Raw genomic sequence first — 18783 nt, forward strand, 5'->3', positions numbered from 1 at the left:
ACATCACCTGAACCCCTGATCATGAGCCGGTTTCATCATCCCGCGACACGCCGCAGCAGCCGCACCCAGCGCTTGACACTTAGGTGAGCCTTACCTAACCTGGGCGGCGCCGTCAGAGAGCCTGGCGGCGTCCACGCACCACCGGGAGCACCGTGTCCGATCTGCTGAACGCCTCCACCGCCGATGCCTACGCCGCCGAGACGACCGCCGTCGTCGACCGTCTCGCGCACCGCTTCCGCACGACCCGGCAGCCCTTCTCGGGCGAGAGCCGCGCCGAGCTGCAGCGCCGCGTCGACGCGGTCGACCTCGACGCCCCCGGCACCGGCACGGCCGACGCCCTCCGCGAGGTCGACGAGCTCTTCGCCGCGAACGCCGTCTGGTTCCACGACCCGGCCTACCAGTCGCATCTCAACTGCCCGGTCGCGATCCCCGCGGTCGCCGCCGAGGCGGTGCTCGCCGCGATCAATCCGTCGGTCGACACCTACGACCAGTCCGCCGTCGGCACCCTGATCGAGCGCCGACTCGTCGACTGGACCGCGGGCCGCATCGGCTTCGACCCGGCGACCCGAGACGGCGTCTTCACCTCGGGAGGCACGCAGTCGAACCTGCACGCGCTCCTCCTCGCCCGTGAGCGCGCCACCGCCACGGCCCGAGCCGAGACCCGAGCCGAGGAGGCGCGGGTCCAGCAGCAGGAGGCCCCCGGCCGCCGCTCCGCCCCGCGCTCCCCGTCGCTGCACGATCTGCTGGCCCGCATGGTCGTGATCGCCACGGCCGAGAGCCACTTCAGCGTGCAGAAGTCGACGCGTCTGCTCGGTCTCGGCGACGACGCCGTGGTCACCGTCCCCACCGATGGAGCCGGGCGGATGCGCCCCGACGCCCTCGACGTCACGCTCGACGCGCTCGTGCAGGCCGGGCATCTGCCGATCGCCGTCGTCGCGACGGCCGGCACCACCGACCGCGGCTGCATCGACCCGCTCGCGGCCATCGCCGACGTCTGCGACCGCACCGGCGTCTGGCTGCACGTCGACGCCGCCTACGGCGGGGGCCTGCTGGTGTCGCCCACCCGTCGGCGGCTGCTCGACGGCATCGAGCGCGCCCGCTCGGTGACGGTCGACTTCCACAAGACGTTCTTCCAGCCGGTGTCGTCGAGCGCGATCGTCGTGCGAGACGGCCGCGACCTCGACCCGGTCGCCTGGCACGCCGACTACCTCAACCCGCTCGCCGACCCCGAGCCGAACCAGGTCGCGAAGTCTCTGCAGACCACCCGCCGCTTCGACGCGCTGAAGCTCTGGGCGACCCTCCGCGCCCTCGGCGCCGACGAGGTCGGCGCGCTGGTCGACCGCGTCGTCGACCTGGCCGCCGAGGTGCACGGGGTCCTCCGCGACGACGACGAGTTCGATCTGCTCGCCGAGACCCAGCTCAGCACGGTGCTGTTCCGCTGGCAGCCGTCGCACGTCGACGACGAGACCGCCGACCGGCTCGTGCCGCTCGTCCGTCGGGTGCTGTTCGAGTCGGGTCGGGCCGTCGTCGCCAAGACCGTCGTCGACGGGCGCCCCTGCCTCAAGCTGACGCTGCTGGATCCCGAGTCGCGTCTCACCGACGTGACGGACGTGCTCGACCTGATCCGCGCCTCCTCGGCCGCCCTGCTCGAGAGCGACGACCTCGCCGCCACCGCGCCGACCACCGAGGGGTCGGCCCGATGACCGCCGCACGCACCGCCGACCGAGCACGGGCCGACGCCGCACGCATCCCCGACCACGTCCACGACCTCGTCGGCATCGGCATCGGCCCCTTCGGTCTCGGTCTCGCCGCGCTCACCGATCCGCTCGACGATCTCGACGCCGTCTTCGTCGACGCCGCCGACGGGTTCCGCTGGCATCCGGGGATGATGATCGAGGGCGCGACGATCCAGGTGCCGTTCCTGGCCGATCTCGTGACGATGGCCGATCCGACCTCGCGCTTCTCGTTCCTGGCGTTCCTCAAGGCGACCGGTCGTCTCTACGCGTTCTACATCCGCGAGAGCTTCTACCCGCTGCGTGCCGAGTACGACGCCTACTGCCGCTGGGTCGCCGATCAGCTCGACACCCTGCGCTGGGGGCGGCGCGTCACCGCGGTCACCGAGCTCGACGACGGCACCCTGCTGGTCGAGGCCGAGCGCACCGCGACCGGAGAGCGCGAGGCGTGGCGCACCCGGCACGTCGTGCTCGGCATCGGCACCGAGCCGCGCCTCCCCGACGCCGTCCGCGGGCTGGAGGGCCCCGTCGTGCACAGCGCCGACTACCTCGGCGAGCGCGATCGGCTGCGCGACGCCGACTCGGTCACGATCGTCGGCAGCGGGCAGTCCGCCGCCGAGATCTACCGCGACCTGCTCGACACGACCCGAGGAGGCGCGGCGTCCGCGCCGCAGACCGGTCACCGCCTCGACTGGGTCACCCGCTCGCCCCGGTTCTTCCCGATGGAGTACACGAAGCTCACCCTCGAGCTGACCAGTCCCGAGTACACCGACCACTTCCACGCGCTGCCGCCCGACGAGCGCGATCGGCTGGGTCGCGAGCAGCGCAGCCTCTACAAGGGCATCAGCGGCGAGCTGGTCGACGACATCCACGAGACGCTCTACCGGCTCACCCTCGCGGGCCCGCTCGACACGACCCTGCTGACCGAGACCGAGCTCGTCGCCGCCGAGTGGCACGCCGACCGCGAGGTCTTCACCCTGACCCTGCGGCACGCCCAGCTCGGCACGACGACCCTGCGCGAGACCGCCGCGCTCGTGCTCGCGACGGGGTACGCGCCGCGTGTCCCGGGGTTCCTCGATCCGCTCGGCGACCGGGTGGCCCGCGACGGGCGGGGCCGCCTCGCCGTCGCCCGCGACTACTCGATCGACGCCGCCGGCGCCGGCCGCCTCCTCGTCATGAACGCCGAGGAGCACACCCACGGCCTCACCGCCCCCGACCTCGGCTTCGCGGCCTGGCGCGCCTCGAGCATCATCGCGGCGATCACCGGTCGCGAGGTCTACGCCGTCGAACGCCGCACGGTCTTCCAGACCTTCGGCCTGCCCACCGGGGAGGTCGCCCGATGAGCGTCCTCACCGCCCCGCCCGTCGTCGCCGAGGAGGCGCGGGTCGCGCCGTTCCCGCACCGCGCCTCCTGCGGTCTGGTCACCCTCGAGCCGTTCGACCCCGAGCCGTTCGCCGTGCCGCTGCGTCGCTGGCTGTCGCACCCGGCGTCGGAGTCGTGGGGCATGGTCGGGGTCAGCACCGACGAGGTGCGCCGGTACGTCGCCGCGGTGACAGCCGACCCGCACCAGGACGCCTGGCTCGGCCGCGTCGACGGCGAGCCGATGTTCTTCGTCGAGACCTACGATCCGGCCCACGTGCTGCTGACCGAGGTGCACGACGCCGAGCCGGGCGATGTGGGGATGCACCTGCTCGTCGCGCCGGCGCCGCCGCCCGAGCAGCGGGTGCCGGGTCTCACGTCGGCGATCATGGCGACGGTGGTGCGCTTCGTGTTCGAGCGGCTCGACGCGCGGCGGATCGTGGTGGAGCCCGACGTCGAGAACATCCGCATCGCCGTGAAGAACGACGAGGTCGGGTTCCGCGCGGTCGGCGACGTCGACCTGCCCGACAAGCGCGCACGGCTGTCGGTGCTCACCCGTGACGACGCCGCGGCCGCCCACCTCGCACCCGGGCCGATGGGCTGGGCCCACCGGCACCTGGTCGCCAAGTCGCTGTCCGAGTTCTCGCACGAGCGACTCGTCGCCCCGCACGACGAGGGCGGCGGGTGGTGGTCGCTGACCGTCGAGGGGGTGGGCGGCCCCGGCGACCCGACCCGCGCCTCCTCGGTGGGGGCGGCGTCGGCGCGCCCGGTCGTCGTCTACCGGTTCCGCGCCCGGGTTCACGAGCTCGAGCACTGGGTGGTCGACGAGCCGAGCGTCGCGCGCGAGATCGACGGAGCACCCGCCGAGCTCGACGCGCTCGAGCTGATCGCCGAGCTGCAGAGCGTGCTGGGGCTGCCCGACGAGCTGATGGCCGTCTACCTCGAGGAGCTCTCGTCGACGCTCGCGAGCGCGGCCGCGAAGCGCCTGCAGGGCGGCCCGACGGCGGAGCAGCTGACCACGGCCGACTTCCAGACCATCGAGGCGGCGATGACGGAGGGCCACCCGGCGTTCGTCGCCGCGAACGGGCGGATCGGCTTCGGGCTCGACGAGTTCCGCGCCTACGCACCCGAGACCGCGGCTGCCATCCGCCTCGTCTGGCTGGCCGCCCGCCGGTCGGGCACGCATCTCGCGCTCGGCGACGGACTCGACGAGCAGACGCTGCTCGGCGCCGAGCTCGGCGAGCGGACCCTCGCGCGGTTCGCCGCGACCCTGGCCGCCAAGGGCCTCGACCCGGCCGACTACCACTACCTGCCCGTGCACCCCTGGCAGTGGCAGCACCGCGTCGCGATCACGTTCGCGCCCGACGTCGCCCGGCGCGACCTCGTGCTGCTCGGCGAGGGCGACGACGACTACCAGGCGCAGCAGTCGATCCGCACGCTCGCGAACCGGTCGCACCCCGAGCGGGCCTACGTGAAGACGGCGCTGGCGATCCAGAACATGGGGTTCCTCCGGGGGCTGTCGCCCGCCTACATGCGGCCGACGCCCGCGATCAACGACTGGGTGCACGGGCTCGTCGCCGACGATGCGACCCTGCAGGAGGCGCGGTTCCGGATCCTGAGGGAGCGCGCCTCCATCGGCTACACCGGCGACGCCTACCACCGCACCCCGACCCCGTCGCCGCAGCGCAAGATGATCGCGGCGCTCTGGCGGGAGAGCCCGGTGCCCCTGACCACCCCGGGCGAGAGGCTCATGACCATGGCGGGGCTGCTGCACCGCGATGCGGCCGGCGGGCTGCTGGCGTCGGCGCTCGTCCGGGCGTCGGGGATGCGCGCCGCGGACTGGGTGCGCTCGTACCTGCACGCCTACCTGCGACCGGTCGTGCACTGCCTCCGCGCCCACGAGCTGGCGTTCATGCCGCACGGCGAGAACCTCATCCTGGTGCTCGAGGGGCACGTGCCGACGGCGGTGTTCATGAAGGACATCGGCGAGGAGGTCGTGCTGCTGGCTCCCCGCGACGTGCCGCCCCTGGTAGAGCGCATCGTGCAGCCCGTCGACGACCGCGAGAAGGCGCTGGCCGTGTTCACCGACGTCTTCGACGGGGTGTTCCGCTACCTCGCGGCGGCCCTCGACGACGACGGGGTGCTGCCGGCCCGCGAGTTCTGGCGGCTCGTCGCGGAGTGCGTCGACCGGCACGCCGACGAGCACCCGGCGCTGACCGACGCGCTCGACCTGCGCGTCGACCGGTTCGACCACTCGTGCCTCAACCGGCTGCAGCTGCGCGACGCCCGGCAGATGGTCGATCTGGCGGCGCAGTCGTCGTCGCTGATCTACGCGGGCACGCTGGCGAACCCGATCGCTCGGTGAGGCGGGGCGGGTGCGGAGGCGGGGCGCGGTGAGGTGGGGGGCGGCGCCCGGGTCGACGCATAGGGGTCGTGATGTTATAGCCTGACGGGATGCACGTCTCCGCCGCACACCCTCGTCGCGCCGACATCCAGGGGCTCCGGGCGGTGGCCGTCATCGCGGTGCTCCTGTACCACTTCGGGGTGCCCGGACTCTCGGGCGGGTACGCGGGGGTCGACGTGTTCTTCGTCGTCTCGGGGTTCCTCATCACCGGCAATCTGCTGCGCGAGCACGCCCGGACGGGCCGGGTGTCGCTCGCGCGGTTCTGGTCGCGGCGGGTGGCCCGGCTCGCGCCGCCGGCTCTGCTGGTGGTCGCGGCCACGGTCGCCGCGTGCGTCGTCTGGATGCCGCCGCTGCTCTGGCGGTCGACCGCCCGCGAGGCGCTCCTGGCGACCGTCGGGGTCGCGAACATCGACTTCGCCCGCTCGGGCACCCGGTACCTGAGCGCGAGCGAGCCCTCGGTCTTCCAGCACTTCTGGTCGCTCGGCGTCGAAGAGCAGTTCTACCTGGTCTGGCCCCTGGCGCTCGTCGCCGTGCTCGCGGTGGCGGGGCGGCGCCTGCTCGCCGTCGTCCTGGGGGTGGCGACCGCCGCCTCCTTCGTGCTCTGCCTCTGGCTGGTCACGGTGTCGCAGCCCTGGGCCTTCTTCGCGCTGCCGTCGCGCGCGTGGGAGCTCGGGGCCGGGGCGCTGCTCGCCGTCGGCGCCGGACGGCTGGGCGGGGTGCCCCGGTTGGGCGGGGTGCCCCGACTGGGCGCGGTACCCCGGTTGGGCGGGGTGCCCCGGTTGCTCGCGACGGTCACGGGGTGGCTCGGGCTCGCCGCGATCGCCTCGGCCGTCGTGCTGCTCGACGAGTCGACGGTGTTCCCCGGGGCGGCGGCGCTGCTGCCGGTGCTGGGCACGGCCGCGGTGATCGCCGCGGGCTCGGTCGGGGCGGGCTCGGACGCCGCCGCGGACTCGGACGCGGCGGACTCGGTCGGGGCGGATCGTCTGCCGATGGTCTCGAGCGTGCTCTCGTGGCGGCCGCTGACCAGGGTCGGCGACATCTCCTATCCGCTCTATCTGTGGCACTGGCCGCTGCTCGTCGTCCCGACTCTCGCGCTCGGACGCGACATCCGCCCGGGCGAGTTCGTCGCGGCCGCGGTCTGCTCCGTCGTCCTGGCGGCGCTCACCCACGTCACCCTCGAGAACCGTCTGACTCCCCGCCTGGCGACCCGCCGCCCACGGACCATCGCCGTCGCGGGCCTGACCACCGCCGCCCTGGTCGTCGGAACCTCCGGTGCGGCTCTGGCAGACCCGGTGCTGTCCACGGACGTCGTGCTGGCCTCCCCGACGGCCGACGACGTCCGGGCCGGGCCGGTCGCGGCGACGGTCGTGCCCGCCGATCTCTCCCCCGGGCTCGCGGACGTCGACGAATCGATCCCGACGATCTACGCCGACGGCTGCCACGCCGACTACCAGGTCGTCGCGGCGCTCGGCTGCTCGTTCGGCGACCCCGACGGGCCGACGACGGCCCTGGTCGGCGACTCGCACGCCGCGCAGTGGTTCACGCCGCTGCGCGACCGGGTCGAGCGACGGGGCGAAGAGCTGATCGTGCACACGAAGCTGGCGTGCCCGGTGGTCGAGCTCGTGCTCGAGCATCCGCACGCCGCCCGCGACTACACCGAGTGCGCGAGCTGGCGGGACGACGTCGTGGCGACGCTCGTCGAAGAGCCCGTCGACACGGTCGTGGTCTCGCACGCCGTCAGCGGGTACCGGCTGGTCGCGCGGTCGCCCGACGACTTCGAACGCGAGTGGGCGACGGGGCTCGAACGGTTCGTCGACGCCCTCCCCGACTCGACGCGCGTCGTCGTGCTGGGCGACGTCCCGCGGTGGCCCGATCGCCCCCCGCTCTGCCTCTCGTCCCATCTCGACGACGTCGCCGCCTGTTCGGCACCGGTGGAGGCGCTCGTCGACGCGCCGGCGACGGCGGCGGACCGGGGTGCGGCCGAGCGGTCGCGGGTTCGCTACGTCCCGACGCTCGACTGGATGTGCACCGAGACGTGCTCGCCCGTGGTCTGGAACTCGCTCGCCTTCCGCGACACGAACCACCTCACCGACGGCTTCGCGCGAGTGCTCGGGCCCCGACTCGACGAGGTGCTCGACGCCGCCCGCTGAGAGAGCGGATGCGCTCGCCCGTCCACTCTCGCCCACCACGGGATCGAGTGGTCAGAACATGCTCTTCCGCTCGCGTCGAAGAGCATCTTCCGACCACTCGATCGCGCGACGGGGCGCGAGAGCGCTAGAGCCAGCGCTTCCAGCGGAACGCCCCGAACAGCCCGCCCGCGATGGCGACCATGAGACCCAACGCGAACGGGTACCCCCAGGCCCAGTGCAGCTCGGGCATGACGTCGAAGTTCATGCCGTAGATCGCGCCGACCAGGGTCGGGGCGAACAGGATCGCGGCCCAGGCCGAGATGCGCTTCGTGACCTCGTTCGAGTCCTGGGCGACGAGGGTGGCGTTCAGCGCCAGCGCGTTCTGCAGCACGGCGCGGAACGTGTCGGCGCGGTCGACGACGCGGATCACGTGGTCCTGCACGTCGCGCAGTCGGCGCTCGAGCTCGGTGCCGACCCGGTACTTCTCGCCGCCGCGCAGCAGACCGTCGAGCATCGCGATCAGCGGACGCGACGCCTTCTGGAAGTCGGCGACCTCGCCGAACAGCTCGTAGATGCGCCGCGAGACGCCCGGCTCGCCGGCGAACAGCTGCTGCTCGATCTCGTCGATGTCGTTCTCGAGGCCGTCGATGACGGGCTTGTAGGCGTCGACGACGGCGTCGAGCAGTGCCCACAGCATGGCCTGCGGCCCGGCGCCGAGCAGGTCGGGCTTCGATCGCAGGCGGGCGACCCCGCGGCTGACGTGGCGGGCGTCGATGTGCGACACGTGGTTGATGCCGACGAAGAAGTTCTCGCCGACGAAGCCGTGGATCTCGCCGAACGCCACGGTCTCCTCGTCGTCGAGGTAGACCGCCGGGCGGACGACGACGAAGAGCGTCGCGCCGTACCGCTCGAGCTTGGCGCGCTGATGCCCTGACCCGGCGTCCTCGATGGCGAGCTCGTGCAGGTCGAACTGGCGGGCCAGCGAGTCGAGCTCGGCGGCGTCCGGCTCCGAGAGCACGACCCACGCCGTGCCGCCGGTGTCGGCGAGTGCGGCGTACGTGTCGTCGAGCGTCTCGGGCGAGACGTGCAGGCGGCCGTCGACGTAGACGTCGTTGATCTGAAGGGGCATGCGTCGAGTCTCGCAGGGTGGGGCGAGGCGGCGCGTCAGTGCCCGGCGGCGAACCGGGACTGCACGGTCGCGGCCGTCTGGGCCGAGTTGTTGTAGATCGTGGTGCCGTCGACCTGCCCTGCGAAGAACGCGCTGGTCGGGGCTCCGGTGTAGTTGCCGAGCGGGCCGTAGCCGACACGCCAGAAACCCGTCGCGCTCTGCGCCGTGCGCGACGTCGAGTCGCTGGCGACGGCGGTGCCGTCGACGTACACGACCGCACCCGTGCTGCTCGAGAGGGTGGCGACGACGTGGTGCCAGGCGCCGTCGTTGTACGCGGCGGGGGTCGTCAGCGTCTTGACCGTCGAGGTCGTGGGGCGGACGCCGAAGGCGATCCTGCCCGCGTTCGTCACGAACAGCGCGCGGTCGGCGCTGGTGGCCGTGCCGGTCTGGTTGGGCGTGAACGAGACGAGCGCACCGCCACGGGTCGAGGTCGTCTTGAACCAGGTCTCGACGGTGAACGACGCCTGACCGGTGAGGTTCACGGCCGTGGTGACCTGGCCGGTCGATCCGTCGAGCAGCAGCGAGGGGCTGTCGTTCCTCGCGCACGAGCCGGTCACGAACGAGGCACCCGAGGTCAGCGTGCCGACTCGGGCGAAGGCGCTGCCGTCGGTGGTGGTCGTGCCCGAGAGCTCGTTGTACGGGAACCCGTACGAGGTCTCGCTGCTGTACGACTCCTTGAGGCAGTCGTAGCTGCTGCCCGCGGTGTAGCTCGAGGTCGGGTTCGCGACGGGCGCCGAGTACGCGGCACCGGCGCCGCCGCCGATCACGAGGGTGAGGGCGAGACCCGAGGCCGCACCCACGACGGCGAGCGCACCGGCGGCACCGCGCAGTCGGCGGAGACGACGCTCGCGGCGGCGGACGGCCCGACGGGTCGCCGCGGAGGAGGACCGGCCGGAAGAGGACGGGGCAGGCACGGAGGCGCCGACCGGGTGCACGGCCACCGAGGAGGCGCTGGTGGCGGACGCGGAAGCCGGGAACCACCTGCGGGTGGCCGTGATCGACGGGACCCGCGCCTCCTTGGCGTCACGGTGCAGATCGCGGTCGAGACGCGAGGCTCCGACGAGCAGGAGCAGCAGGCTGCCGACGACGATCAGGTGACCGTACTGCCCGCCGGCCGCCCAGACGAACGGCATGCCGAGGTACGGCACGCGGAGGAACCCCACGCCGACGACGGCGCTCCGAGCGATCGGGGTCGAGTCGGCCGCCGGGTTGGCGTCGCCCTTCGTGACGATCTCGGCACCCGTGCCGTTCTCGAGGTAGCGGTGCAGACGCAGGTGGTCGGCCTTGTCGGGGTCGTCGAACAGCAGCACCTGGCCGCGGTGGATGTCGGTCTCGGCGACCGGCTTGGCCACGACGATGTCGCCGGGGCTGATGCGGGGCTCCATGCTGCCGGTCATCACGGTGGTGGGGGTCCAGCCGATGATGGCGGGGCCGGCGGCCCAGAGCAGCAGGCCGATCAGCGTGCCGAGCACGGTGCGCGCCAGCGTCGCGAGCAGGAGTCGGACCCAGTGCGGCCACGAGCCGGAGGCGCCCCGGGGGACCGTCATCGACGCGGCCGCCGCGGCCCGGGAGGGGCGCAGCTTCAGGTCGATCGAGGTCACGGGGCGCCTCTCTCGGCGGGACTGTCGGGTGGGGGTGGTGGTGCGGTGGTGCGGTGGTGCGGGTGGAGCGGATGGTGCAGGAGGTGCGGTGCGGGTGGAACGGTGCGGGTGGAACGGTGCGGGTAGCGGTGGTGCCGGAGCGGGTCGTGCCTGGTGCGGGTGGTGCGTGTGGTGCTGCGGCGCGGCGGTTCGGGCCGCCGCGCTCGGCGTGGTGCTGCGGCGCGGCGGTTCGGGCCGCCGCGCTCGGGGTGGTCTCGGCGGTTCGGGCCGCCGTGACCGGAGTGGCCTCGGCGGTTCGGGCCGCCGTGGCCGGGGTCGATCCGACCGGTTCGGGGTGTCGGATCGTGTGCCCCGCCGTCGACCTACCCGGGGGGGGGGGAGGTCGGTCGGCGGCGGGAGCCTGACGAGCTCGGGAGAGCTCGGAGATCAGCTGTTCTGGGCTTCCCAGGTCAGGCCGAGGGCCGCGGTGCCGCCCTGGGTGCTGTTGGGGGCCGACGGGCTGACCGTGTAGGTCACCTGGTAGACGCGGGTCTCGGCGGCCGTGCCGGTGGGGGCCCAGTTGCCGACTCCGTTGGAGAAGTTGGTGGACGAGGTGCCGAACGCGGCGAGCGTGCCCGAGTAGAGCGACGAACCGGCGGCCGAGGGGGTGAAGCCGGCGCAGGTGCCGAAGCCGCCGCCCGTGCCCTGGACGACGCTCAGCGTGATGTTCGAGGCGAGGTTGTTGGTGGTGCTGGCGTTCGTGCCGTAGAGCTTGACGGTCGAGGCGAGCGATCCGGACGACGTGACGGCGATGCAGTTGCTGCCCGTCGAGCCCGGCTTCAGGTTCGAGGCGGTGAACAGCGCGGTGTTGCTGTCGTCGTCGGTGAGGGCGACGCTGCCCGCGGTCCAGTTGCTGGTGGGGTTGACGGTGGTCGACGAGAAGGCCGAGTACGAGGCCTGCGAGACGACGACGCCGCTGGCGACGAGGGCGGCGGGGATGGCGATCCAGGCGGCGAGGCGGGTCATGCGGGGGGTGGGACGGGACATCGTGTGCTCCAAGTGGTCAGCGGGAAGTGTCGGTGTGAGTCGGGGTGGGATGTGCTCGGAATCCGAGTAATACGAGATTCGAGTAGTTCGTTACCCGAGTTGTTCGCTTCCCAAGTGGTACGACAATCAAGATACTTGCGCATCGAAGCGTGTGCAAGTCGCGTGCCGACCCCAGAGCGGGGGGTATCTTGATGAGTGAGATACTTGACCTCCGTACCAACGACCCGACGAGCGGCGCACGACCATGACCGATGTCTCTCCCCAGCCCGAGCGCGGCTCGACGCCGCCGCGCGACGACGACGGCCGGGTCGACGTGACCGCAGCCGTCCGCGCCTTCAGTCGACTCGAGCAGAGCAACACCGCGGTGATCAAGCTCGTGGCGGCCCAGCTCGGTCTCGGCGTCACCGACATCCGCGCCCTCGTGTTCCTCGCGAGCACCGACGAGGTCACGCCCAAGATGGTCACCGAGTACGTCGATCTCTCGACAGGCGCGACCACGAGCCTCATCGACCGGCTCGACACGGGCGGTTACGTGCGACGTGTCGCGCACCCCACCGACCGGCGCAGCACCGTCCTCGAGCTGGCGCCGCGGGGCGAGAAGGCCATCGCCGACGTCGCGCAGGTCTACCGGCTCGCCTTCCGCGAGGCGATCGACCCCCACTTCCTCGAGTTCTACGCGACCGTGACGAACGCCCTCGCCGACTCGCTGCGCAACCGCGCGAGCACCGGGCTCGACGAACTGCACTGACCGCGGTCCGCCCTCGGCTCGTAGCCTGGGGCGATGACTCCGTCCGACGTCCTCATCGAAGCCTTCGACCGCCTCCCCGCAATCGCCCGTGAGGCGGTGACCGGGCTCACCGTCGACGACCTGGCGTGGCGCCCCGACTCGGAGGCGAACTCGATCGCCTGGCTCGTCTGGCACACCGCCCGCGGGCAGGACGTCCAGATCGCCGACCTCGCCGCGGGCGAGCAGGTCTGGGTGGTCGACGGCTGGGTCGACGCCTTCGCGCTGCCCTTCGCTCCCGGCGAGATGGGCTACGGGCAGAGCGCCGTCGAGGCGGGCGAGGTCCGAGTCGAGGCCGAGCTGCTGGTGGGCTACCTCGAGGCGGTGACGCTGCGGACCCGCGGCTACCTCGAGGGCCTAGACGCCGCGTCGTACACCGACGTGGTCGACGACCAGTGGGATCCCCCCGTCACCGCCGGAGCCCGCCTCGTCAGCATCCTCGGCGACTGCAGCCAGCACATCGGGCAGGCCTCGTACGTGCGGGGCCTCCTCGACCGCCGCTGACCCGGTGCCGTGGCTCCGGCCCCCGAGTGCGGCGGGTTCCCGTCATCCGGGGCGGGTCAGCGCTGACCCGCCGCCGATGACGCGGACCCGCCGCAAGGGCCGCCGGAACGCGAAGGAGCCGAGGAGGCGCGGGTACCCGACCCGCGCCTCCTCGGCTCCGTGTGCTCCTCTTACGCCTGCGCGGCGGCGAGCTGGTCGATCAGACGGTCGCCGGGGCGCGTCTCGATCATCTCGGCCTCGATCTCGGCACGATCGAGCAGCTCCTCCATGCGGCGACGGCGCGGACGCGTGATGAGCGTCACGACGGTGCCCTGCTTGCCCGCGCGACCCGTGCGACCGGAGCGGTGCATGTAGGTCTTGTACTCGTCGGGCATGTCCGCCTGAACGACGAGGCTGATGTCGTCGACGTGGATGCCGCGGGCGGCGACGTCCGTCGCGACGAGCACGTTGACCCGGCCGCTCGTGAGCATCTGCAGGTTGCGCGTGCGGCGGGCCTGGTTCAGGTCGCCGTGCAGGCTCGTCGAGCGGATGCCCGCGTCTTCGAGCTGGTCGGCGAGCTGCTCGGCGAAGGCGCGCGTTCGCGCGAAGACCAGGGTCTTGCCCTCGCCCGAGGCGAGCTGCTCGATGACGGCTGTCTTGTCGCGCTGCTCGATGACGAGCACGCGGTGGTCGATGGTGGCGCTGGCCTGGTCCTCGCCGGCGACCTCGTGCACGGCGGGGTTCACCAGGAACTCGTCGACGAGCTTCGCGACGCCCTTGTCGAGCGTGGCGCTGAAGAGCAGCTTCTGGGCGCGGGTGCCGTCGCGCTTGACCGTGGCGGTCTCGCGGATGATGCGCTGCACCGGCTCGAGGAACCCGAGGTCGCACATGTGGTCGGCCTCGTCGAGCACCGTGATGACGACCTCGCTGAGGTCGAGTCGGCCCTGGTCGATGAGGTCCTCGATGCGGCCGGGCGTGCCGATGATGATGTCGACGCCGCGGTTGATCGCACCGACCTGGCGGGCCTGGGGCACGCCGCCGTAGACCTGCGTGGTGAAGAGGCCGACCGAGCGGGCGATGGGCTGCACGGTGCGGTCGATCTGCATCGCGAGCTCGCGCGTCGGGGCGAGGATGAGCGCGCGGGGCTTGCGGCCCGGCTTGCGACCCTTGGCGCCGTTGTTCTCCATCAGCTTCTCGACGAGCGGGGCGCCGAAGGCGATGGTCTTGCCCGAGCCGGTGCGACCGCGGCCGAGGACGTCGCGGCCCTTCAGCACGTCGGGGATCGTCGCCGCCTGGATGGCGAACGGCGCCGCGGCGCCCATCGACGCGAGCTGGCGCTCGATGTTGTCGCCGAGACCGAGGTCGCCGAAGCTCACGCCCTCGACGTCGGCCGCCGTGACGACCTCGGCCTGCAGCTTCTCGAGCTTGACGTCGTCTTCGGGCGAGTAGTGCGGGCCCGCCGCGGAGTTCCGCTTGGGGTAGAAGTCGCTGGGACGCTCGGACCGCGAGTCGCGGTCGGCGCGGTCGAACGAGCGCGGGGCGCGATCGGTGCGCGTGGGGCGGTCGCCGCGGTCGTTGCGCGTGGGGCGGTCGCTGCGGTCGTACGAACGAGGAGCGCGATCGTCGCGAGCCGGGCGGTCGCCGCGGTCGTACGAGCGGGGGGCGCGATCGTCACGGTCGTACGAGCGGGGTGCGCGATCGTCACGCGCCGGGCGGTCGCCGCGGTCGTACGAACGGGGTGCGCGATCGTCACGGTCGTACGAGCGGGGTGCGCGATCGTCACGCGCCGGGCGGTCGCTGCGCGTCGGACGGTCGTACGAACGAGGCGCACGATCGTCGCGAGCCGGGCGGTCGCCGCGGTCATACGAACGCGGGGCGCGATCGTCACGAGCCGGGCGGTCGCCACGGTCGTACGAACGAGGCGCGCGATCGTCGCGAGCCGGGCGGTCGTCGCGGTCGTACGAGCGCGGGGCGCGGTCGTAGCCTCGCGAGGGGCGGTTGTCGCGCCCGGCGCGGGCTGCCTCCTTGCCCCCGTCGCGGCCCCAGCCGCGGGCGGCGTCGCGTCCGCCGTCACGGCCGCGCTCGCCGTTGCGGGCGTCATGGTCGCGGGGGGCGAAGCGGCTGTTGCCGGTCTTCTCGCGGGGCTCCCAGTTGGGGCGGCCGGCGCCGGCGCCGCGGGGGGCGTCGCCGCGTCGCTCGGCGCGGGAGTCGGCGTTCCAGCGCTGCTTGCGCTCGGGGGCGCCGGCCTCGTCGGCGCGGTGGCCGCGGTGCTTGGGGCTCTTCGAGCCGGTGCCGCGCGAGTCGTTGCTCTTGGCGCGCGAGGGGGTCTTGTCGTAAGGGGGCATGGGTTTCTTTCCGGGCTTGCGGATGACGCGAAGAAATACCCGGGCAGCCGTTGACCAGGACCGTTCACCATCGTGAATTCATCCCGTCGAGATCCGACGGGAATCCGGCCCACAAGACTTACAAACCCTCATGCGCACCCCCGTCGTGACGAGCGGGTGGTGCAGTCGCGCCACAGGCGCGGTGTCTTGAGCCGACCGGACCACGATACCCGACCCGTGCCTCCGGCAAAAGCCCCCTCTACGCGCCGCCGCACGCCCCGTTTCGAGAAGACGGGCCCCATGGGTCAAGACACCGTGCGCCCGCAGCGCGTCTCCCCCGCACCAGGGCGGTGGCGGTGCTTCGCGGCCCACTCCGGGCGACTCCGTCGCCACCGGGCGCCCCCACACGCCCACCCCCGCCGAACACGCCCGCAAACGCCAAACCGCCCACCCCGGCGCAAGCGCAAGCGCAAGGGCAAGCGCAAGCGCCAGCGCAAGCGCCGGCGCCTGCGCGTGCGCCGCAGGGCCTGCGTACCTGCACCTACCCCGCGCGCCGCTCCGCCCGGCGCTCGCGCGCACCCTCGACCAGGAAGTACAGCACCGGCAGCACGACCAGCGTCAGCACGGTCGACGACACGAGCCCGCCGATGACGACGATGGCGAGCGGCTGCGAGATGAAGCCGCCGTGCCCCGTGATGCCGAGCGCCATGGGCAGCAGCGCGAAGATCGTCGCGGTCGCCGTCATGAGGATGGGTCGCAGTCGGCGCGACGCGCCTTCGAGCAGCGCCTCGCGCACCCGCAGCCCTCGGGTGCGGTACTGGTTCACGAGGTCGATCAGCACGATCGCGTTGGTGACCACGATGCCCACCAGCATCAGCACGCCGATCAGCGATGCGACGCCCAGCGGGATCCCCGAGGCGATCTGCAGCAGGATCGCACCGGTCGCCGCGAACGGGATCGACACCAGCAGGAGGAACGGCTGCAGCAGGCTGCGGAAGGTCGCCACCATCACGATGTAGACGATGAGGATGGCGATCAGCACGGCCAGACCCAGCTGCGAGAACGCGTTCGCCTGGTCGGCCGTGACGCCGCCGATCTCGGTGTCGGCGCCGGTCGGCAGGTCGATGCCGTCGAGGGCGTCGGTCACCTCGGTGCTGGCCGTCGAGAGGTCGTCGCCCGACGGGGTGACGGTGACGGTCGCCGTGCGGACGGCGTCGGAGGTGGTGACCGAGGTCGGCCCGGTCGTCTCGTCGATCGTGGCGATCGAGTCGAGTCGCACGGGGCCGGTCGGGCCGGGCAGCTCGACGGCGCGGAGCTCGTCGAGACTCGCCGGCGGCGTCGGGGCGACGGTGTAGACGTCGATCGAGCTGTTGTCGATCTCGATCGAGCCGACCTGCAGCGGCTGCACGGCCTGCGACACGATCGCGCCGACGGCGACCTCGCTCAGTCCGAGCGCCGCCGCCTCGTCGCGGTCGATCTGCACGCCGATGATGGGCTGCGCCGAGGCGAGGTTCGAGCTGGCCTCGGCGGTGCCGGGCAGTTCGCGCACGGTCGACAGCACGCTGTCGGTCGCCGTCTGGAGCGTCTCGGGGTCAGGTGCGGAGACGTCGATGGTGATGTCGTTGCTCGTGCCGAACCCGCTCGAGGCGGTCACCTCGATGTCGCCGACGTCGCCGAGCCCGTCGAGGCGGTCGCGCACGTCCGACTGGACGACGTCCTGGTCGGCGCTCTCGTCGGTCGTGATCGAGTAGGTGACGGTGCTGTCACCCGAGCCGCCGAAGAAGCTGGCGATCGAGGTGCCGCTCGAGCCGATCGTCAGCTGCACGGTCTCGATGCCCTCGACCCCCTCGAGGGCCTCCTCGACCTGCGTCGCCGCGTCGGACTGCGCGTCGAGGCTGGTCGCCGGAGCGAGGGTCTGCGTGACGCTGAAGGTGTTCTGCCCGCTCGCCCCCAGGAAGTTGGTCTTCATGAACGGCACCGCGGCGGCCGTGCCGCCGAGCACCAGCACGGCGACCAGGATCGTGACGACGGGGCGACGCAGCGTGCCTCGCAGCACCGGCACGTAGACGCGGCGCAGTCGGTCGAGCGGGGCCCCGGCGGTGGGGTCGGAGGCGCGGGTCGTCAGCTCCTCGCCGGCGGCGCCTCCGGAGACGACGCCGTCGGAGCCCTCGGCCCCGGCGCCCGCGGCACCCCGGGCGGTCCCCGCGTGCTTGTGCGCCTTCGGCGCCCGGAGGAACCAGTACGCCAGCACCGGCACGATCGTCAGCGCGACGAACAGCGACGCGATGAGGGCGATCGTGACCGTCAGGGCGAACGGCCTGAACAGCTCGCCGGTGATGTTGCCCACGAAGGCGAGCGGCAGGAACACGACGACGGTGGTCACGGTCGACGCGGTGATGGCGCCGGCGACCTCGCGCACGCCGGTCGTGATGGCCTGGAGGCGGTCGGCACCCGAGGTCAGGTGCCGCTTGATGTTCTCGATGACGACGATGGAGTCGTCGACCACGCGCCCGATGGCGATGGTCAGGGCGCCGAGCGTGAGGATGTTCAGCGTGTAGCCCGACGCCTGCAGCCCGATGAACGTGATGAGCACGCTGGTCGGGATGCTGATCGCCGTGACGATCGTCGAGCGGATCGACAGCAGGAACACCAGGATGACGATCACCGCGAAGGCGAGACCGAGCAGCCCCTCTTCGGCGAGCGCGTCGATCGACTGCTGGATGAAGGGCGCCTGGTCGAAGACGACGGTGAGGTCGACGTCGTCGCCGAGGTCGGTGGCGAGTGCGGGGATGGCGTCGCGGACCGTCTCGGAGACGTCGACCGTGTTGGCGTCGAGCGTCTTCGTCACCGCGACCGTCAGGGCGGGCTCGCCGTTCACCCGGCTGATCGAGGTGACCGGGGCCGAGGTGAGCGCCACGTCGGCGACGTCGTCGATCGTGACGGCGGAGCTGCCGCCGAGCAGGGGCAGCGCGGCGATCTGGTCGGCGCCCGTCAGCCGCGACCCGGCCTGGATCGACAGCGTCTGGCCGTCCTGGGTGATGGTGCCGCCGGGGATCAGCTGCCCGTTGGCGTCGAGCGCGTCCTGGAACGCCTGCGTCGTGAGGCCTGCTGCGGCGAGCGCGTCGCGGTCGGGCGTGATGGTGACGCGCTGACCCGCGTCGCCGAAGACGGAGGCCTCGCGGACGCCGTCGAGCTTCTGCAGGTCGGGGACGGTCGTGTCCGACAGGCGGTCGACGAGCTGCTGCGCCTCGGAGTCGTCGTACCCGGTGACGGCGATCTGGATGATCGGCAGGTCGTCGAGGCTGCCGGTGACGACCTGGGTGTCGACGGCGTCGGGCAGGCTCAGACGGTTGACGGCCGACTGGATCTTCTGCTCGGCGTTGTCGAGGTCGGTGCCGTAGGTGAACTCGGCCGAGACGGTGCTGGTCGAGGTGCTCGAGGTCGCGGTCGTGCCCTCGAGGCCCGGGATGATCTGCACCGCCTGCTCGATGGGGGTCGAGACGTCGTCGTTCACGACCTCGGGGGTGGCCCCCGGGTACGAGCTGACGATGGCGATCTGCGGGAACTGGACGTTGGGCGCCAGCTCCTGCTTGAGCGACGTGAGCGCGACCCCGCCGAACACGGCGACGACGATGGTGACGAGGGCGATCAGCGCGCGGTTGCGGAGGCTGAAGACGGACAGCAGATGCACGGGACTCCGGTGGTGACGAGGAGAGCGGAGGAGGCGCGGTGCACGACGTCCACCGCGCCTCCTATTGTCACCACTCTCTCT

The 18783-nt window shown here is 72.3% G+C and carries 11 protein-coding genes; 6 read left to right on the forward strand and 5 right to left on the reverse strand.

All coding sequences use genetic code 11. The features are described 5' to 3' along the window. The first annotated feature begins 152 nt into the window (after positions 1-152). From SOM13_RS09770 to SOM13_RS09785, 4 genes are all read left to right on the forward strand, one after another. Positions 153-1703, forward strand: a complete 1551-nt coding sequence (locus tag SOM13_RS09770; RefSeq protein ID WP_320479575.1) for a pyridoxal phosphate-dependent decarboxylase family protein — start codon at positions 153-155, stop codon at positions 1701-1703. Further along, positions 1700-3076 (forward strand): lysine N(6)-hydroxylase/L-ornithine N(5)-oxygenase family protein, encoded by a 1377-nt coding sequence (locus tag SOM13_RS09775; RefSeq protein WP_320479576.1) that lies wholly within the window; start codon positions 1700-1702, stop codon positions 3074-3076. The genes SOM13_RS09770 and SOM13_RS09775 overlap by 4 nt, the downstream gene beginning before the upstream one ends. Continuing rightward, complete coding sequence (locus SOM13_RS09780; RefSeq protein ID WP_320479577.1) at positions 3073-5457, forward strand: GNAT family N-acetyltransferase; 2385 nt, start codon at positions 3073-3075, stop codon at positions 5455-5457. Before SOM13_RS09775 ends, SOM13_RS09780 begins: the two co-directional genes overlap by 4 nt. Before the next feature lie 89 nt (positions 5458-5546). After that, positions 5547-7646 (forward strand): acyltransferase family protein, encoded by a 2100-nt coding sequence (locus SOM13_RS09785; RefSeq protein ID WP_320479578.1) that lies wholly within the window; start codon positions 5547-5549, stop codon positions 7644-7646. Positions 7647-7770: 124 nt separating this feature from the next. On the opposite strand, the gene SOM13_RS09790 is transcribed toward SOM13_RS09785, so the two are convergent. From SOM13_RS09790 to SOM13_RS09800, 3 genes are all read right to left on the reverse strand, one after another. Continuing rightward, on the reverse strand, positions 7771-8754 hold the full coding sequence (locus SOM13_RS09790; RefSeq protein ID WP_192060830.1) for a magnesium and cobalt transport protein CorA: 984 nt from the start codon (positions 8752-8754) through the stop codon (positions 7771-7773). 35 nt (positions 8755-8789) lie between these two features. Further along, positions 8790-10394 (reverse strand): signal peptidase I, encoded by a 1605-nt coding sequence (locus tag SOM13_RS09795; protein ID WP_320479579.1) that lies wholly within the window; start codon positions 10392-10394, stop codon positions 8790-8792. Between the two features lie 426 nt (positions 10395-10820). After that, positions 10821-11420, reverse strand: a complete 600-nt coding sequence (locus SOM13_RS09800; protein WP_192060832.1) for a hypothetical protein — start codon at positions 11418-11420, stop codon at positions 10821-10823. A 244-nt stretch (positions 11421-11664) separates the two neighbouring features. Between SOM13_RS09800 and SOM13_RS09805 the strand changes: the two genes are divergently transcribed. Both SOM13_RS09805 and SOM13_RS09810 read left to right on the forward strand, forming a co-directional pair. Further along, positions 11665-12168, forward strand: a complete 504-nt coding sequence (locus SOM13_RS09805) for a MarR family winged helix-turn-helix transcriptional regulator (protein WP_192060833.1) — start codon at positions 11665-11667, stop codon at positions 12166-12168. Between the two features lie 33 nt (positions 12169-12201). After that, positions 12202-12708 carry a mycothiol transferase gene (locus tag SOM13_RS09810; RefSeq protein WP_320479580.1) on the forward strand — a complete coding sequence of 169 codons (507 nt, stop codon included), beginning with the start codon at positions 12202-12204 and terminating at the stop codon, positions 12706-12708. Between the two features lie 170 nt (positions 12709-12878). Here SOM13_RS09810 and SOM13_RS09815 read toward each other — a convergent pair whose 3' ends face one another. Continuing rightward, entirely contained in the window at positions 12879-15032 is a 2154-nt protein-coding gene (locus SOM13_RS09815) for a DEAD/DEAH box helicase (protein WP_320479581.1), read from the reverse strand. 520 nt (positions 15033-15552) lie between these two features. Next, positions 15553-18702: an efflux RND transporter permease subunit gene (locus tag SOM13_RS09820; RefSeq protein WP_320479582.1), complete on the reverse strand. Its 3150-nt coding sequence runs from the start codon at positions 18700-18702 to the stop codon at positions 15553-15555. Positions 18703-18783: the final 81 nt, after the last annotated feature.

Source organism: Frigoribacterium sp. CFBP9030 (assembly GCF_034045195.1).
GTDB lineage: Bacteria > Actinomycetota > Actinomycetes > Actinomycetales > Microbacteriaceae > Frigoribacterium.